This is a genomic window from Pantoea sp. EABMAA-21 (genome assembly GCF_030053335.1).
Lineage (GTDB): Bacteria > Pseudomonadota > Gammaproteobacteria > Enterobacterales > Enterobacteriaceae > Pantoea > Pantoea communis.
Genome location: NZ_JASGBX010000004.1, coordinates 122,262 through 137,854, shown reverse-complemented (window position 1 = coordinate 137,854; position 15,593 = coordinate 122,262). Strand labels below are relative to the sequence as shown.

15 protein-coding genes are annotated in these 15,593 nt (G+C 52.2%); 7 read left to right on the top strand and 8 right to left on the bottom strand.

Going from position 1 to position 15,593, the window contains the following annotated elements; genetic code table 11:
- The first annotated feature begins 150 nt into the window (after positions 1-150).
- A complete protein-coding gene (locus QMZ65_RS07865) occupies positions 151-456 on the top strand; it encodes a YdgH/BhsA/McbA family protein (protein ID WP_045815559.1) in 306 nt (101 codons plus the stop codon).
- Between the two features lie 26 nt (positions 457-482).
- Here QMZ65_RS07865 and QMZ65_RS07860 read toward each other — a convergent pair whose 3' ends face one another.
- The 7 genes from QMZ65_RS07860 to QMZ65_RS07830 form a co-directional block, all read right to left on the bottom strand.
- Positions 483-1,442 (bottom strand): LysR substrate-binding domain-containing protein, encoded by a 960-nt coding sequence (locus tag QMZ65_RS07860; protein WP_283215739.1) that lies wholly within the window; start codon positions 1,440-1,442, stop codon positions 483-485.
- Between the two features lie 30 nt (positions 1,443-1,472).
- Entirely contained in the window at positions 1,473-2,387 is a 915-nt protein-coding gene (locus QMZ65_RS07855) for an alpha/beta fold hydrolase (protein ID WP_211728947.1), read from the bottom strand.
- A complete protein-coding gene (gene leuD, locus QMZ65_RS07850; protein WP_211728948.1) occupies positions 2,384-3,010 on the bottom strand; it encodes a 3-isopropylmalate dehydratase small subunit in 627 nt (208 codons plus the stop codon). The genes QMZ65_RS07855 and leuD overlap by 4 nt, the downstream gene beginning before the upstream one ends.
- A gap of 1 nt (position 3,011) precedes the next feature.
- Positions 3,012-4,433, bottom strand: a complete 1,422-nt coding sequence (gene leuC / locus QMZ65_RS07845) for a 3-isopropylmalate dehydratase large subunit (RefSeq protein WP_283215738.1) — start codon at positions 4,431-4,433, stop codon at positions 3,012-3,014.
- Between the two features lie 147 nt (positions 4,434-4,580).
- Positions 4,581-5,876, bottom strand: a complete 1,296-nt coding sequence (locus tag QMZ65_RS07840; RefSeq protein WP_283215737.1) for an NAD(P)/FAD-dependent oxidoreductase — start codon at positions 5,874-5,876, stop codon at positions 4,581-4,583.
- A 16-nt stretch (positions 5,877-5,892) separates the two neighbouring features.
- Positions 5,893-6,315, bottom strand: a complete 423-nt coding sequence (locus QMZ65_RS07835) for a RidA family protein (protein ID WP_211728950.1) — start codon at positions 6,313-6,315, stop codon at positions 5,893-5,895.
- A gap of 25 nt (positions 6,316-6,340) precedes the next feature.
- A complete protein-coding gene (locus tag QMZ65_RS07830; protein WP_160833874.1) occupies positions 6,341-7,480 on the bottom strand; it encodes an ornithine cyclodeaminase family protein in 1,140 nt (379 codons plus the stop codon).
- Positions 7,481-7,711: 231 nt separating this feature from the next.
- Here QMZ65_RS07830 and QMZ65_RS07825 point away from each other — a divergent pair, with 231 nt between their 5' ends.
- From QMZ65_RS07825 to QMZ65_RS07805, 5 genes are all read left to right on the top strand, one after another.
- Positions 7,712-8,542 carry a helix-turn-helix domain-containing protein gene (locus QMZ65_RS07825; protein ID WP_034823993.1) on the top strand — a complete coding sequence of 277 codons (831 nt, stop codon included), beginning with the start codon at positions 7,712-7,714 and terminating at the stop codon, positions 8,540-8,542.
- A gap of 149 nt (positions 8,543-8,691) precedes the next feature.
- The gene (locus tag QMZ65_RS07820; RefSeq protein ID WP_097119155.1) at positions 8,692-10,080 is read left to right on the top strand and encodes an APC family permease; all 1,389 of its coding nucleotides are present in this window, start codon (positions 8,692-8,694) and stop codon (positions 10,078-10,080) included.
- 306 nt (positions 10,081-10,386) lie between these two features.
- Complete coding sequence (gene mqo / locus QMZ65_RS07815; protein WP_034823997.1) at positions 10,387-12,033, top strand: malate dehydrogenase (quinone); 1,647 nt, start codon at positions 10,387-10,389, stop codon at positions 12,031-12,033.
- A 130-nt stretch (positions 12,034-12,163) separates the two neighbouring features.
- Positions 12,164-12,427: a hypothetical protein gene (locus QMZ65_RS07810; protein ID WP_058961386.1), complete on the top strand. Its 264-nt coding sequence runs from the start codon at positions 12,164-12,166 to the stop codon at positions 12,425-12,427.
- Positions 12,424-13,170, top strand: a complete 747-nt coding sequence (locus tag QMZ65_RS07805) for a Fic/DOC family protein (protein ID WP_283215736.1) — start codon at positions 12,424-12,426, stop codon at positions 13,168-13,170. The genes QMZ65_RS07810 and QMZ65_RS07805 overlap by 4 nt, the downstream gene beginning before the upstream one ends.
- Here QMZ65_RS07805 and QMZ65_RS07800 read toward each other — a convergent pair.
- Positions 13,167-14,057 (bottom strand): LysR family transcriptional regulator, encoded by an 891-nt coding sequence (locus tag QMZ65_RS07800; protein ID WP_283215735.1) that lies wholly within the window; start codon positions 14,055-14,057, stop codon positions 13,167-13,169. The genes QMZ65_RS07805 and QMZ65_RS07800 overlap by 4 nt on opposite strands.
- A 104-nt stretch (positions 14,058-14,161) precedes the next feature.
- On the opposite strand from QMZ65_RS07800, the gene QMZ65_RS07795 reads away from it, so the two are divergent.
- Complete coding sequence (locus QMZ65_RS07795) at positions 14,162-15,580, top strand: coniferyl aldehyde dehydrogenase (protein ID WP_283215734.1); 1,419 nt, start codon at positions 14,162-14,164, stop codon at positions 15,578-15,580.
- The last annotated feature ends 13 nt before the right edge of the window (positions 15,581-15,593 follow it).

Genomic DNA, 15,593 nt, shown 5'->3' with positions numbered 1-15,593 from the left:
AGCTAAAACGCATAACCTCAAAAGGTGTCTATTAAGCCTACCGGCACTCATTACCTGCCGTGCGCAACTGTCGGAATGTATAAAATCACCATCAACAATAAAATGCATAGCTTCGAAATCGGCTCAGCAGTTATTTTGAGGAGTAAGACCATGAAAGAACTTATTAATGACGTTATCTCTATTTTCACACCGCAAAATGTTAAACCCGTTTTAGTCCGTGCGGATTTGACCCATCGTGAATTATCATCGATTCATCCTGTGGGCTTTACTTCCGTGAGCTGGGCCACTTCGATGGAAGAACTGACTGATGCGATTGTGAAAAAAACGCTCGCTGCAGGGGCCGTGGGTTATCACATCACTGATGTTGAATCCCATGAGCCGGGCCACGATGGTCAGCATGTAATGGCGGCTACCGCAACCCTGTACCATATCAATAGCAAAGTGGCGTACGGCTAATGTTAACCCCCCCTTCGCTGTTGCATTTAAGCCTGCCACTCTTGTGACAGGCTTTTATCTGCAAAGTATTCGGCGAGAAAATCAATAAACACTTTCATGCGCGGCGATTCCGATGTCCGTTGCGTATACACCGCCCAGATATTCGCCTGCTGATACCACTGCGGTAAAACATGGACCAATTCGCCCGTGCTGAGATAAGGCGTTACATCCCATGCCGAGCGGAGCGCAATCCCGTGTGACTTCAACGCCCAGTTTAAAATGACCTTGCCACTGTTTGACGAATAACGGCTATTCAGTCGGCACAATACCTGTTGCTTACCGTCAGTCAGCGCCCAATTGCCGAATGAATTGTTCTTTTCATTGATGATAAGGCAGCTGTGGTCAATTAATTCATCCAGCGAATTGACCGCCCCAGCGCGCGCTAAATATTCAGGGGATGCGCAAAGAATACGCCGATTAACGGCCAGTTTACGCGCGATGTAAGAGTGATTCAGATTATCGCCAACCTGTATATCCACATCGGTGCCGGATTGCATCAAATCAATCTCACGATCGCTTAAAATGAGTTTGATATTTAAAGATGGATGCTGAGAAATAAAGGCTGAAATGGCATCAGATAAATACGCCTGACCAAATCCCAGCGAACAGCCAACGGTCAACTCACCGGTTAATTCGCCGCGCCACTGCTGAAAATTATTCAGAAACGCATCCATTTCCTGTACCACTAGCAGCGCCCCCTCCAGCGCTTTCTCACCTTCTGGCGTCAGGCGCATCACCCGATTGGTGCGGAAGAAAAGCCGGGTGTCGAGCTGTTTCTCAAGAATGGCGATACGTTTGCTGATATACGATGGAGACTGGCCCAGCTCCACGGCAGCGCGACCAAAACCACCATGACGCGCCACGCTGATAAACACATAGAGGTCTTCGACAGAGGGCCAGCCCTGTAGCGGTTTCTGAACGTTTTTCCCGGCAAGCAAGAGCTTCATACTATTACGCAGTTAGCCAACATCGAGCGGTTATAACACAGAATCGAGAAAGCCCTGAAGCTGTGCTAAAAATACCGCCGGGACTTCTTCCTGTGGGGAATGCCCACAAGGCAGTGCCTTGCCCTGCACATTAATGGCCTTCTCCTGCCAGGTTTCAACCACATCGTATAGCTGACCGACCGTGCCCTTTTCCCCCCACAGCAATTGAAGCGGACAAACGATGCGTTTGTCGCTGTCCTCTGCATCGTGCTCTAAATCCACCGTGGCGGCCGCGCGATAATCTTCGCAGACGGCGTGGATCATCTCGGGTTGCTGATAGCAGCGCAAATAATCATTGAATACCGCTTCTGAAGTCGCCCCCGCTGTCTTGAGTTGACCATCAATATGTTTTCGCAGGAAGAAAGCCGGATCGTGTCCGATCATTGTCTCCGGCAGTGGGTAAGGCTGGATAAGAAAGAACCACCAAAAATAGCGCGTAGCAAACGCCTTATCGGTCTGCGCATACATGGTGGCAGTCGGGGCGATATCGACGAAAGTGCCGCAAGCCACTTTCTCCGGATGGTCAAGCGCCAGACGATGTCCAACCCGGGCACCGCGATCGTGTCCGACAAACGCGACACGCGAAAGACCCAGTGCATCAATCAACTGGCTGATATCTTCAGCCATGGCGCGTTTTGAATAGGCCAGATGGCGTTCGTCGCTGGCGGGTTTGTCGCTGTCGCCGTAGCCGCGCAGATCAGGCAGGATCACCTGGTATTTTTGCGCCAGCTGCGGAGCGATTTTACGCCACGCCAGATGATTTTGTGGATGCCCGTGCAGCATCAGCAACGGCGGTCCTTCGCCCCCGATTGCCACGCGTAGTGTGATACCGTTGTCCAGCGTGACCGCTTTCAAGGCAAATCCGTCGATAAACGGCGATGCGCCGCAACCCTTGATGTCACTCATGCTGTTTGTCCTTTAACCCGCTGCAGCCAGGGGCGCTGAGCAAAGTGCCGATGTTCAAACTGCGTAATGTCAGTCTCGTATTGGAGCGTCCAGTCTACCGCGCTGCCGCCACCCATTAACATCTCACGTTTGAGCGCGCTGACCTCAAAATGCAACACCTGCTGATTGAAGGTGAGGGTCTTATCTTCCAGAGAAACCGTAATCTGGTTGTGTTCTGCATCAGCGGTAGCAGCGCTGAGCTGCTGATACGCCTCCTCACTTAGCGTTAGCGTCAATACGCCGTTGCGCTGGCAGTTATCGTCAAAGATGCCGGCAAAACTGGTGCCGATGATGGCGCGAATGCCCAGCTGATTGAGTCCCCACACCGCATGTTCGCGACTGGAACCACAGCCAAAGTTGGGTCCTACCAGCAAGAATGCCGCGTTCTTTCCGGCAGGCTGGTTGAGGATAAACGCGGGATTCGCACTGCCGTCGGGCAAAAATCGCAGGTCAAAGAACACGCCCCGATCCAAACCCTGGCGATCGATGCCTTTCAGAAACTGCTTTGGCATGATCACATCCGTATCAATGTTGGCCGCCGGTAAATGGGCAATGCGTCCGGTGATGCTGTGAAAAGCGTCCATATTAAACCTCTGCTGTCGTGAAGTTGCGTACATCGACCAGATGACCGGCCACCGCAGCGGCGGCGACCATCGCCGGGCTCATTAAATGGGTTCGTGCTCCTGCACCCTGGCGGCCCGCAAAATTGCGGTTGGTTCCTGAAGCACAGCGATCGCCGGGTTCCAGGACATCTTCATTCATTGCCAGGCACATTGAGCACCCCGACTGCCGCCACTCAAAACCTGCATTGATAAAAATGTCGGCTAAGCCTTCAGCCTCTGCTTGCTGACGCACCTGTGTGGAGCCTGGTACGATGATCCCGCGCACGTGTCGGGCGATTTTGCGCTCGCCAATCACCGCTGCTGCAGCGCGCAAATCTTCGATTCTGCCGTTGGTACAGGAGCCAATAAACGCATGGGTGATGGCGATGTCAGACAGGCGCATGCCAGGTTCCAGCCCCATATATTTCAGTGCGGCTTGTATTGCCTGCTGTTTAATCAAATCGGGTTCGTATTGCGGATCAGGTACACAGCCGCCAATAGCACAGGTCTGATCCGGGCTGATGCCCCAGGTCACTTTAGGTCCAAGGTCGCTGCAATCCAGCTCAATCGCACGGTCGAATTTGGCCCCGTCATCACTGCGCAAAGTCATCCATTCGGCCTTTGCCTGCTCCCACAATGCACCCGTTGGCATTTGCGGTTTGCCCTGGATGTAGGCGAATACCTTCTCATCTGGCGCAATAATCGCTCCGCGTGCACCGGCCTCGACAGCCATATTGCACAGCGTCATGCGCCCTTCCATACTCAGCGCGTCAATCGCCGGGCCGTCAAACTCGATGGCATAACCGGTTGCCCCTGAGGCGCCAATATCTTCAATCAACGCCAGAATGATGTCTTTAGCCGAACAGCCATAAGGCAGCTCACCCGTTACCGTGACGCGCATGGTTTTCAGCGTGCGATAAATCAGAGTTTGCGTAGCGAGAAGATGTTCAATTTCTGACGTTCCGATGCCGAAACCCAACGCACCAAATGCGCCATAGGTGGTGGTGTGGCTGTCACCGGCGGCGATCACCATACCGGGCATGACCAGCCCCTGCTCATGCGCAACCACATGCTCGATGCCCTGGCGCGGGTCCATGACATCAAACAGTTCGATGCCAAAATGGGCGGCATTTTGACGGAAGTAATCCACCTGCAGCTGCCCGCCGGCATCGGTCATCGCATCGTCACGCTCTGGACGCGTGGGATTTACGTGATCGACATTGAGTAAGATAGTCGCCGGACGACGTACCGGGCGATGATGTTCACGCAGCCCGCTAAAGGCCTGCGGGCTGGTGTATTCGTTGAGTATTGATCGATCAATATAGAGCAACACATGCCCTTCATCGTCTAACTGACGTACCACATGCTGATCGATCAGTTTTTCATACAGTGTTTTGTTAGCCATGCGATTGCCCACATAAAAGTATCAACAAGTCATTAGAGACTCTAGGGTAATACAGTTGTGGTTAAGACTATGAACACAGTACGTGAAGTGATGGTTTATGAAGTGTGTTTAATGGGCGACCTCACAGCCGCCGATAGAAGTATGATGCTACTGCAAGCGTTCGAAGCGATAAGGTGCGGGATCGATAAGCGGCGTATGCCCGGTCACCAAATCTGCGGCTAACTGCCCGGCTGCGGGTGATGTCCCGAAACCATGCCCTGAAAAGCCCGTCGCCAAAGTTAGCCCAGGTATCGAAGCCACTGGGCCAATCACCGGGTTCGAATCCGGGGTAACATCTATCACGCCAGCCCATGACTCCGCCATCTCCGCCTGCTGGAACACCGGCCACGCCGCGCGAAGGTTGCGCATCGCTTCCTGGTTCAGTGCCGGATTGGCAAGAGGGTCCAGCGTGCGGACCTGCTCAAAGGGTGAACGCCGATCGTTGCGCCAGCGACGTGCCAGTGCAAGATCCTTCACAAAGTATTTGCCCAGCGAAATCCGCAGGTTGTCACGCGCCTGCCGTAGCTGAGGCATATAACGTGTGCCGATCAATAGATGATCAAGCGTTATTGGCGCATCCAGCGCACCGCGTTGAGTGATGATAAAGCCACCGTCCTGGTGTTTTCGGAATGAGAAGTCAGGAGCGCCCACCGCTATATTGGCCGGTCCTTCCAGCGGTTTGGTACGCATCACCGAACAAATCAGCGGCAGCGTCGGCAGATTAATACCGTGATTGCCAAGGAAACGACGCGACCAGGCACCTGCCGCCAGCAACACCTGGTCACAACGAATCTCACCGCGTTCGGTCATCACACCACTGACCTTGCCGTTGCTGGTGACCAGGCCACGCACCGCACAGTGATCCATGATAATCGCCCCCCTGGCGATGGCGGCATTCGCCATCGCGCTGGCCGCCAGCGTGGGTTCGGCTCGCCCGTCGGAAGCAGTGTAAATCCCGCCTGCCCATTTCTCCGCACCGCCTGGCACTTGTGCTGCAATTTGTGCGTGGCTGAGCAAGCGCGTATCCAGGCCAGCGGCACTAACCCCGCTTAACCATTTTTCATGCAGTGACATCTGCTGCTCGTTGTGTGCCACAAACATAATGCCAGCCTGACGATATCCCACGTCACTGCCAACCCGCGCGGCCATCCCCGCCCACAAGCGGTCAGCGGCCTGCGCCAGCGGGATATCCTCCAGCGCACGACTGGTTTTACGGATCCAGCCGAGATTGCGGGAAGACTGTTCGCCCGCAATCCGCCCCTTTTCCAACACCACGACGGGAATATTGCGCTCCGCCAGCGTCAGTGCGGCGGTCAACCCTACAATCCCGCCGCCAATAACGACCACCGTGGTGGCATCCGGCAACGTTGGCGAAGGCGTAACCGGAGAAATAACAGGTGCCATAGCGCGTCTCCCACCCTTACAGGGCTACGGTAATTTCCTGAACCTGAGCGTTACCGGCCCCGCGATAGGCCGTAACTTCCAGTTCAACTTTATAAACGGTCGATCCCAGCGGCGGGCAAGTCACTGTCGAGGCGGGATTAATTCCGCGGAACTTCTCACCAATGATCGCCATCACTGCAGGTACATCCGCCGGATTCTGAATAAACACGCGCGAGCACACCACATCCTGTAATGAGGCATCGATGGCTGCCAGTGCGGCTTCGATATTGGCAAACACCTGCAAAGTCTGCTCGCGCAGGTCTTCGGGAATTTCTTTGGTTTGTGGGTTGCGACCGGCAGTGTTGGAGACATAAATCCAGTTATCCACGGCCACGATGCGCGAATAACTCGCCTGCTCTTCAAATTTCGAACCGGTTTTTACTTTAATGATATTGGTCATGATGTTTTCTCTATTAATGAATGATTTAGCTTAAAACCGGTGATTCCCACAGGTTGAGTTTGACGCCAATGCCTTTTTCCAGTGCGTTGCGATACAACACCGTGCCCCAGGCCACATCTTCCACCGGCATACCACCGACAGACATGATGATGATTTCGCTATCGTTTTGGCGGCCAGGCGCCTCGCCGGCGACAATTTTGCCAATATCTTCCAGCTGCTCCGCCTGCAGCTGCCCTTCAGCGACCATATCCATAAAGCGCACACCGATAATCGGCACGCAGCGATGCGCAGGCTTGGGAACTTCATCAAACCAGGCATGATAGAGTCCGGTGTTATCCAGCACCTTACGCACATCCGACTGCTCCATTCCTTCATCGATATTGCACAGCGCAGGCATGGCGAGGAACGCGCCAGCTTTTACCCATTCACGTTTCACCAGCGGATAAGTGGCGGGATCACCGACTTCACCTGAGCTGCAATAAGTGACAATGTCACTATCGCGCACTACCGCTTCCAGTGAGTCGACAATTTCTATCTGCTTAATTTGTGGATAGGTCTCCTGCACCCAGGTAATGAAGTTATCGAGGCTGCGCTGGCCGCGTCCTTTGACTTTGATGGTGTCGATGTGTGGGCAAACAGCAATAAATGCCGCAACAGCGGTTTTTCCCATCACGCCCGGTCCGAGCAAACCGATCACGCGAGAATCCTTTCGCGCCAGATGACGTGCGCCGACGCCCGGCACCGCCCCGGTGCGATACGCCGACAGCAGATTGGCTGACATATGCGCCAGCGGCGCGCCGGTATCCGCATCATTGAGGGTGAACATCAGAATCGAGCGCGGCAGCCCTTTCTCACGGTTGGCGATGTTGGAGCCATACCACTTGACCCCAGCCGTGCCGAAATTGCCGCCAAGGTAGGCAGGCATCGCCATCATGCGGCGATCGGCAGTGGGTTTTGGCATCGTCGGGAACGGCGAATTTTCCGGGAAGGTCACCATCGCGCCGTGTGAATCATTGTTGGATCCGGCCATGCGATAGTCGCCGTGATACAACAGGCCAAACATCTCTTCCATGGTATCGACACAGGCGGCCATATCGGTCACGCCCGCACGAATCATGTCTTGCTCCGACAGGTAAATAAAATCAATCCGGGTTGAATCACTCATAAGTCGCCTCATCAATCAGTCTTTTGGTCTATTTCCCGCCGTGGCGAGCGCTGCCATAACTAGCGATTTCACTGGCTAAAACCGTCTTAGGTGTCGATGGTCTTCGCTGGGTGAAATAGAAATAGCGCGTCAGTTGTCGAGCTGTATTGAATATTTGCGACATGACGAAATTCGTGCGTGGCACAGCCCTTGCATCACACAGACAGTAAATAGCCCGCAGCGGAGCCCGCCATGACACAATTGCCTCTCTATCGCCACAGTGGATTTCAACCCGAGCAGCCATGGTTTGTGCTGAACGCCGCGCAGCATTATTCGCTGATTGCGTCAGACAACCCGGCTATTTCCCATTTCTACAGTTTTGATGTGGCGCAGAGTGCCAGCATGACGCTGGCGATTCCCGACGGCTGCGTGGATATCGTGTTTGATTGCGATGCGCAGCGGCCTGCAGCACGCGTGTGTGGCACCACGCTGGAAGCGCGCGGTGCCGATATGCAGCATAACCACCACTATTTTGGTGTGCGCTTCGCACCGGGCATCATTCCTGATTTCCTCGATGTGATGGCAGAAGAGATTCCCGATCGTGAGTTTAATTTCCTCGATGTGGTGCCGGATGCACGGTTAGCCTTTGAACAGATCGTGCAGACGCGCGATTTTTCGCGGCAGATTGCTTTGTTCAACGCCAGTTTCACGCCGCGCCTGGTGCGCAAAGCTTCCGCCGTCACATCCTTGATCATCCACACCATGCGCCAGCAGAAAGGCAACATTCGCATTGATCAACTGGAAGCGCTGACCGGCTACACCTGCCGCACTATCCAGCGCCAGTTTCGCCAGGATACCGGGATGTCACCCAAGGCTTTTAGCCGCATTTTGCGCTGCCAGTCGGCGCTGGGCAGCATTCACTTACAGCAGGAAGTATCGTTTAGCGATCTGGCCTTTGATCTTGGATTTAGCGATCAGTCGCACTTCCTGCGCGAGTTTAAAAAGTTTGTCAGCACCACGCCCTGTGATTATCAGCGGCGTATTTCGCATGATGCCTATTTCCATCGTTTGCGTTTCCACTGAGCACTAAAAGGGTGCAGCGTTGCACTGTGACGCTGTCCGATTTTTTCTATCCGCCAGATGCTCAGCTGAGAAATGATGCCGCTATGTTACCGGCCTCAGGCGGCACAGATTGCCTGAGAACTTTCTCTTAGCGGTTGAGGGCTTTGGCGATGAATAAGGATTCCGGCTTACGCAAAAATACGTTGGGTTTGTTTTCTCTGGTCTTTTTTGTCGTCGCGGCAGCCTCGCCGCTGACAGGCGTGGTGGGCGGCTTGCCGGTGGCGATTATTTCTGGCAACGGCGGTGGCATCCCGGTGTTTTATATTCTCTCGTGTATTATTTTGATGTTATTCGCCGTGGGCTTTATTGCCATGAGCCGTCATGTCAATAATGCGGGGGCCTTTTATACCTATATCTCTAAAGGAATCGGCGAAAACTGGGGCGCTTCCGCGTCAGTATTAGCGTTAATGGCGTATATCTCTATTCAGATAGCCATCGTCGCAATGCTGGGATTCTTCACGCAGTTATTTATTGAAGAGCACTTTTCAGCCCATATTCCCTGGTGGGCATTGAGCATGCTATTTGTGCTGGTATGCTGGGTATTGAGCATTAAACGCGTCGAAGTCGGTGGAAAATTACTCGGCATATTAATGCTGGCGGAAGTGGCTATTGTGTTACTCACCGACGTGATGCTGTTAATCAAAAAAGTCGGTCCTTACAGCTTCCAATCGTTCGAGCCGTCGGTGTTTATGCAGGGCAACCTTGGCATCGCCTTTATTTTCACCATCGCCGCTTTTATCGGTTTTGAATCTACCGCCATATATGCGGAAGAGTGCCGTGCCCCACATAAAACTGTGCCGCGTGCCACAGTTTGTGCCTTGTTACTGATCACGGCATTTTTCTGTTTCACCAGTTGGTCACTGGTGCAGGCATACGGTTTTGATCAGATTGTCGCGATTGCCAGCAAAGATCCCGGCAACTTCGTGTTTAACATTACCCGGCAATATGTTGGACAGTGGGCTGTAGAAACCATGTCGGTATTGCTGATCACCAGTTTATTTGCAGCGGCGCTGGCGTTTCATAACAATATTTCACGGTATTTGTTCAGCATTAGCCGCGATGGTCTGATCTGGAAAGAGTTGTGCAAAACTCATCCCACTAACGGCACGCCACATAATGCCAGCCACGTTCACAGCGTGATCATGCTGATGCTACTGGCAGGTATGGGCAGCGCGGGATTGGACCCGATGGTGCACATCTTCGCTATCGGTTCTGCCGTCGCCACACTGTGTATTTTGATTTTACAACTGGGCGTTTCCGCTGCCGTGATACTGTTCTTCCGTCGGATGGAGAATAGCGAAAATCCATTCACCGTATTCTGGGCACCGTTACTGTCAATGGTGTGCATGAGCGTGACGATTATTTTGGTGGTTAATAATCTGCAATCCTTAAGCGGCAGTGATTCCAGCGTGGTGAAGATGATTCCCTGGTTCATTGCTGGCTGCGCCTTGATGGGATACGGTATGTCGCTGAAACGCAATTTTAAAGCTCGCGCTTAGTCATCGTCGTGGTGCGCAGCCATGCGCACCCAGTTAGCGAGTAAATATTTAACCTGGCGTTATGGTGTTTTATTTGACCTAAGTCGCGATGCTCGCTATAAAGAATAACCGCGCAGTACTCACGGATATATCTCCCTACCTTTCGCATTCATTGCTTAAATTCCCGCCATATTGGTTTTATGTAAGTTAAGTAATTAACACCAATACTTTATTAACTAAAAACAAGTTAATCTTTTCGTAACAATCTTTTAATTTGCAAACCGAAATTTTAACGTTCACCTGCAAAGTACAAAGATCAGGATCAGAATGACTCACTCTAAAAAAATCGTGTCTGCCCTTTCACTGGCAGCGCTGCTTGTTTCTTCAGTGGTCCACGCTGAAAACGCACCAGAAAAAACCGATGTTCTGTTAATTGGCGGCGGCGTCATGAGCGCCTCACTGGGAACCTGGCTACAGGAACTGCAACCAGGCTGGAAGCAACTGATGGTTGAGCGTCTGGATGGCGTCGCACTGGAATCGTCTAACGGCTGGAATAACGCCGGTACCGGTCACTCTGCGAACATGGAACTGAACTACACGCCAGAGCGTGCAGACGGTTCAATCGACGTGAGCAAGGCGCTGGAAATTAACGAAGCTTTCATGATTTCCCGTCAGTTCTGGACCTCTCAGGTACAGCGCGGCGTAATGCATGACCCGCGTTCATTCATCAACTCCACCCCACACATGAGCTTTGTCTGGGGCGATAAAAACGTTGAGTATCTGACTAAGCGTTACGATGCACTGCAGAAAACCACCCTGTTCCAGGGCATGAAGTTCTCAACCGATCACAAGCAGATTGAGCAGTGGGCTCCGCTGGTGATGGAAGGTCGCGATCCTAATCAGAAGGTGGCAGCCACCTGGACGCCAGTCGGTACTGACGTTAACTACGGTGAAATCACCCGTCAGTTGATTGGCAGCCTGAAGAAAGATCAGAACTTCAAATTAGAAACATCTTCAGAAGTTACTGATTTCAAACGTAACAGCGATAATTCATGGCACGTCACCATCAAAGATGTGAAGAGCGGTGAGAACCGTTCGGTTGACGCGAAATATGTGTTTATCGGTGCAGGCGGCGCGGCCATCAAACTGCTGCAGAAAACCGGTATTCCTGAAGCGGATAACTACGGCGGCTTCCCGGTCGGGGGTTCGTTCCTGATGACTGAGAATCCAGAAGTGACCAGCCGTCACCTGGAAAAAGTCTACGGCCAGGCTTCAGTTGGCGCACCTCCGATGTCTGTTCCACACATCGATGCCCGTAATCTGGACGGTAAGCGCGTGGTGCTGTTTGGGCCGTTCGCGACCTTCTCCACCAAATACTTGAAAAACGGCTCACTGTTCGATCTGTTAAGCGCTACTACCACCAGCAATATCATGCCGATGACTCACGTGGGTATCGATAACTTTGACCTGGTGAAGTACCTGATTGGTCAGGTGATGCTGAACGACGACGATCGTTTTGCCGCGCTGAAAGAGTACTACCCGAACGCACGTAAAGAAGACTGGAAACTGATCCAGGCGGGTCAACGCGTACAGATCATCAAGAAAGATGCGGATAAAGGCGGCGTGCTGAAACTCGGCACCGAAATCGTGACCGATCAGCAGAAAACCGTGGCGGCCCTGTTGGGTGCATCACCAGGTGCTTCAACTGCTGCGCCAATCACCCTCGACGTGATGAAGAAGTTGTTCCCGGAGCAGTTCGCTTCTCCTGAGTGGCAAGAGAAGATCCGCGGCATCATTCCAAGCTTCGGCCAGAAACTGAACGGTAACACCGCACTGACTCAGCAGGTCTGGGACAACACCGCTGCTACGCTGCAGTTGACCAAACCACCGGTCATCAACATGGGTGATCAGTCCGTTGCCCCTACGCAGGCTAAGCCTCGTGCAGAATCCGCTAAGCAGGATATGGCGCTGTAATTCTCCTTCGCGCTAATGAAGAAAGCCGGACAATGTCCGGCTTTTTTGTGTCTGGAATAAGGTCAAATCGCATAGCAGACACTCAACCTTCTGCGTGCTAAAATTGGGTATCATTGAATGAGGCAAAGACATGAATAAATCTGCATCATTAAGTGTTGCTAATCAGGTACGTGAACTGGCTAAAGTTCACCACGTAACGGCTGACCGTGATGGTATGAGTCGCATGGCTGTTGCAATTACTCGCCTGGCCGATGACATCGTAGAACTTGATGTCATCGAACAACTTCTGGTTAATCTGAAGAAAAAAGGCATTTTAACCAAGGCAGAAACGCTGGAGATGCAAGGCGACTATCTGCGTGAGAAAAGACAAATTAAACAGAATTTTTCTGCATGATTTTTGATCCTTTCGGCGACTATGAAACAGCGGGTTATTTACAGAATGCCTTAAATTTAAAAGATCCTGATGAAGTTAAAGCTTCTGAACATCTTTCATTCGAACTGAGTCTGGAAGATGCGCTACTGTACCTATCAACGCTAAAACACGTAAAATATTCTTCCATACTTAAAGTTCACGAAATTCTTTTCGGTGACTTCTATCACTGGGCAGGAAAAGGCCGAAACGAGTTAGTTCCTCACCTATCGATCTTTAAAGGCGCGCGTGAAGACGAACACTTTACGGTATTTGAATATCCACATCTTATTCAGCTTGCAGTGGAGTATGCGTTAAAGCTTGCCAGTGACAGGGACAAATTTCGTCAAAAGCCAGGAGAAGTGATGGGGCAGTTGGCTTTTGTTCACCCTTTCCTCAATGGTAACGGACGTACAATTTTGCTAACTTTCATGGAATTAAGCTTCCGTGCAGGTTTTTCTGTCGACTGGTCTAAAACAAAAAAAGATGATTACCTTCGCACATTGAGCAGAGAAATTCGTGAACCTGGGAAAGGACATCTGGATCGTTATCTCCAACCGTTCATTATCGAGATTCATAGCAGGGACGAATGGCCTTTAACCATCGGTAGTATTAAAGGCCTGGATGGATTGGATAAAGGGCAAATCAATTATAGCGACATTGACGATCCGCTAGTCAGGAAACATTATAAAAGCTACCAGTCACAACCTTTAGATAATAAATCTTAATGGCTGTTATTCATCCCCCAAACCAGTGCCTGTCTTGCATGGGCAATACGCGGTTGGCGCAGAGCGCTGGGTAACCAGATAAGGTGATAACGAATTTCCGTATCCCTTACCGGCGCGTCCAGCATCACCAACTCCCCTTGCGCGATTTGCGCCTGGCATAAAAATGCTGGCATCACCGACCAGCCAAATCCGCCGCAGAGTAAACTTCGCAAACCACGTAAATCCTGCCCAACTACCGCAGGTAACAGCGTCTGGTATTTAATGCGATTTTTATCCAGCCAATGATCAATCAAAGAGAGTTTTAGGTCATAAGCCAGCAAAGGTTCTTTAATCAAATCCGCAGAAAAATCTGCACTGTTGTGTAAGCGAGCCGCCACGGCCGGTGCAGCCACTGCAACCACACGGTCCTGAAAAATCACTTCAGCCTTTAAACGTGGATCGGTCACCGGATGTGCCGTCACGCCAAGATCACAGTGCCCTTCAATCACCATCTGCGCAACGAGCGGACCATCACCGCTGTGCATATGCACGCGAATGCCGCTTTCAAGCAGAGGCAGCAATTCAGCCGATAATTTCTCCGCCATAAAATCAGCATGTCCAATGATCTGCAACGTTCCACTCACATCCATCGATCGGGCACGCGCCGATGATAAAGCAGACTCTGCGGTATCCAGAGAGTTGCCTATATCAGCGGCCAAATCGTCGGCAGCGGCCGTCGGCATTACGCCATGGGCCTGACGTTCAAACAGCGGTCGACCCACTGCGACTTCCAGGCCGCTAATGTGTTGCGAAACCGCAGGCTGCGTCAGATTCAGTGCGCGCGCCGCACCGGAAATTGAGCGCTGGCGATACACTTCCATAAACGTTCGTAAGCGAACCAGTGACATAGTGCCCCATAAATTATTTTATACCCCTGCCAAAATAGCCTTGTTAGCCGTCAAACACCAGCGCGAGTAAGCTGCCCACATCTTGAAACGCACGGGAAAAAATCATGTCACTTCAGCAAGAATTACTGCATTTGCTGCACACAATGAAACAGGCTCATCTGCAGAACGAACCTGCTAGCGCCGAACTTCGCCGTGATCGCTTATTACGCAGCATGGCATTAATTCGCGAGAATCATGCTGCGTTTACTGCGGCTATCAGCGCCGATTTTGGTCATCGCAGTGCCTATCAAACCCAGGCGGCCGACCTTATGACCACCATCAACATGTTGCAGCACTCCGCCGAGCATCTGGAGCAGTGGATGCAGCCGGAGATCGTCGAAGTCCCGGTTGCGGGTATGCAGGCGCGTATCGAACCGCAACCTTTAGGTGTCGTTGGCATTATCAGCCCGTGGAATTTCCCGATTAACCTGGCATTTGGCCCATTGGCCGGTGTGTTTGCTGCGGGCAACACTGCTATGCTAAAACCCTCTGAGCTGACACCCCACACCTCGGCATTACTGGCGGAGTTAGTGCCGCGTTACTTTGCCGCCGATGAACTCAGCGTGGTTTTGGGTGACGCCAGCGTGGGACAAGCGTTTAGCGCTCTGCCATTCGACCATCTGGTCTTCACCGGCAGCACCGCCGTCGGAAAGCATGTGATGCGTGCAGCGGCAGAGAATCTGGTGCCTGTTACGCTGGAACTGGGTGGAAAGTCGCCGGTGGTGATCGACGCAGATGCGGATGTGGCAATGGCGGCAGCCCGAACCCTGACCATAAAAACCTTTAACGCCGGTCAAATTTGTATATCACCGGATTACCTATTACTTCCGTATGCCGCTGAAGCGGAATTTATCACCGCGGCACGGCAGTTCATGCATCAGACGTACCCAACGCTACAAAGCAACGTGGATTACACCGCCATAATCAGTGCTCGTCATTATCAGCGATTGATCGGTCTGATCGAAGATGCCCGAGCTAAAGGTGCCCGGATCGTTAGCCTGGCCCCTGCGGGTGAGCCGGACTTTGATGCGCAAAGCCGCAAAATCGCGCCGCATTTGATCCTCAATGTCTCCGAAGAGATGGCAGTCATGCAGGAAGAGATTTTTGGCCCGCTGCTGCCAGTCAAAAGCTACAGCGGAGAGGTAGAGGAAGCGATTCGCTATATCAATGCGCATCCACGTCCACTGGCCGCTTACTATTTTGGCCATGATAGACAGCGTCAAAAGCTGATGGCTCAGCACACCACTTCTGGCGCACTGGTGATAAATGATGTCATGACCCATGCTTCTCTCGACAGCCTGCCATTTGGTGGCGTGGGCGCATCCGGTATCGGCGCGTATCACGGGATTCACGGATTCCGTCGTTTCAGTCACGCCAAGCCGATTGTGATCCAGGATGAGGCGGGCACCACAAATTTACGGCTGCGTGCGCCCTATCAGGACAAAAGCGCAGCATTGACTGCATTACTGAATAACCAACATTAATCGAGGACAGACA

What these genes read in the sequence shown, in the direction of transcription:
- QMZ65_RS07830 (WP_160833874.1), bottom strand. Translation starts at nt 7,480, where the DNA reads ATGAGTGATTCAACCCGGATTGATTTTATTTACCTGTCGGAGCAAGAC.
- QMZ65_RS07860 (WP_283215739.1), bottom strand. Translation starts at nt 1,442, where the DNA reads ATGAAGCTCTTGCTTGCCGGGAAAAACGTTCAGAAACCGCTACAGGGC.
- QMZ65_RS07825 (WP_034823993.1), top strand. Translation starts at nt 7,712, where the DNA reads ATGACACAATTGCCTCTCTATCGCCACAGTGGATTTCAACCCGAGCAG.
- QMZ65_RS07800 (WP_283215735.1), bottom strand. Translation starts at nt 14,057, where the DNA reads ATGTCACTGGTTCGCTTACGAACGTTTATGGAAGTGTATCGCCAGCGC.
- leuD (WP_211728948.1), bottom strand. Translation starts at nt 3,010, where the DNA reads ATGGACGCTTTTCACAGCATCACCGGACGCATTGCCCATTTACCGGCG.
- QMZ65_RS07795 (WP_283215734.1), top strand. Translation starts at nt 14,162, where the DNA reads ATGTCACTTCAGCAAGAATTACTGCATTTGCTGCACACAATGAAACAG.
- leuC (WP_283215738.1), bottom strand. Translation starts at nt 4,433, where the DNA reads ATGGCTAACAAAACACTGTATGAAAAACTGATCGATCAGCATGTGGTA.
- QMZ65_RS07820 (WP_097119155.1), top strand. Translation starts at nt 8,692, where the DNA reads ATGAATAAGGATTCCGGCTTACGCAAAAATACGTTGGGTTTGTTTTCT.
- QMZ65_RS07840 (WP_283215737.1), bottom strand. Translation starts at nt 5,876, where the DNA reads ATGGCACCTGTTATTTCTCCGGTTACGCCTTCGCCAACGTTGCCGGAT.
- mqo (WP_034823997.1), top strand. Translation starts at nt 10,387, where the DNA reads ATGACTCACTCTAAAAAAATCGTGTCTGCCCTTTCACTGGCAGCGCTG.
- QMZ65_RS07805 (WP_283215736.1), top strand. Translation starts at nt 12,424, where the DNA reads ATGATTTTTGATCCTTTCGGCGACTATGAAACAGCGGGTTATTTACAG.
- QMZ65_RS07855 (WP_211728947.1), bottom strand. Translation starts at nt 2,387, where the DNA reads ATGAGTGACATCAAGGGTTGCGGCGCATCGCCGTTTATCGACGGATTT.
- QMZ65_RS07810 (WP_058961386.1), top strand. Translation starts at nt 12,164, where the DNA reads ATGAATAAATCTGCATCATTAAGTGTTGCTAATCAGGTACGTGAACTG.
- QMZ65_RS07835 (WP_211728950.1), bottom strand. Translation starts at nt 6,315, where the DNA reads ATGACCAATATCATTAAAGTAAAAACCGGTTCGAAATTTGAAGAGCAG.
- QMZ65_RS07865 (WP_045815559.1), top strand. Translation starts at nt 151, where the DNA reads ATGAAAGAACTTATTAATGACGTTATCTCTATTTTCACACCGCAAAAT.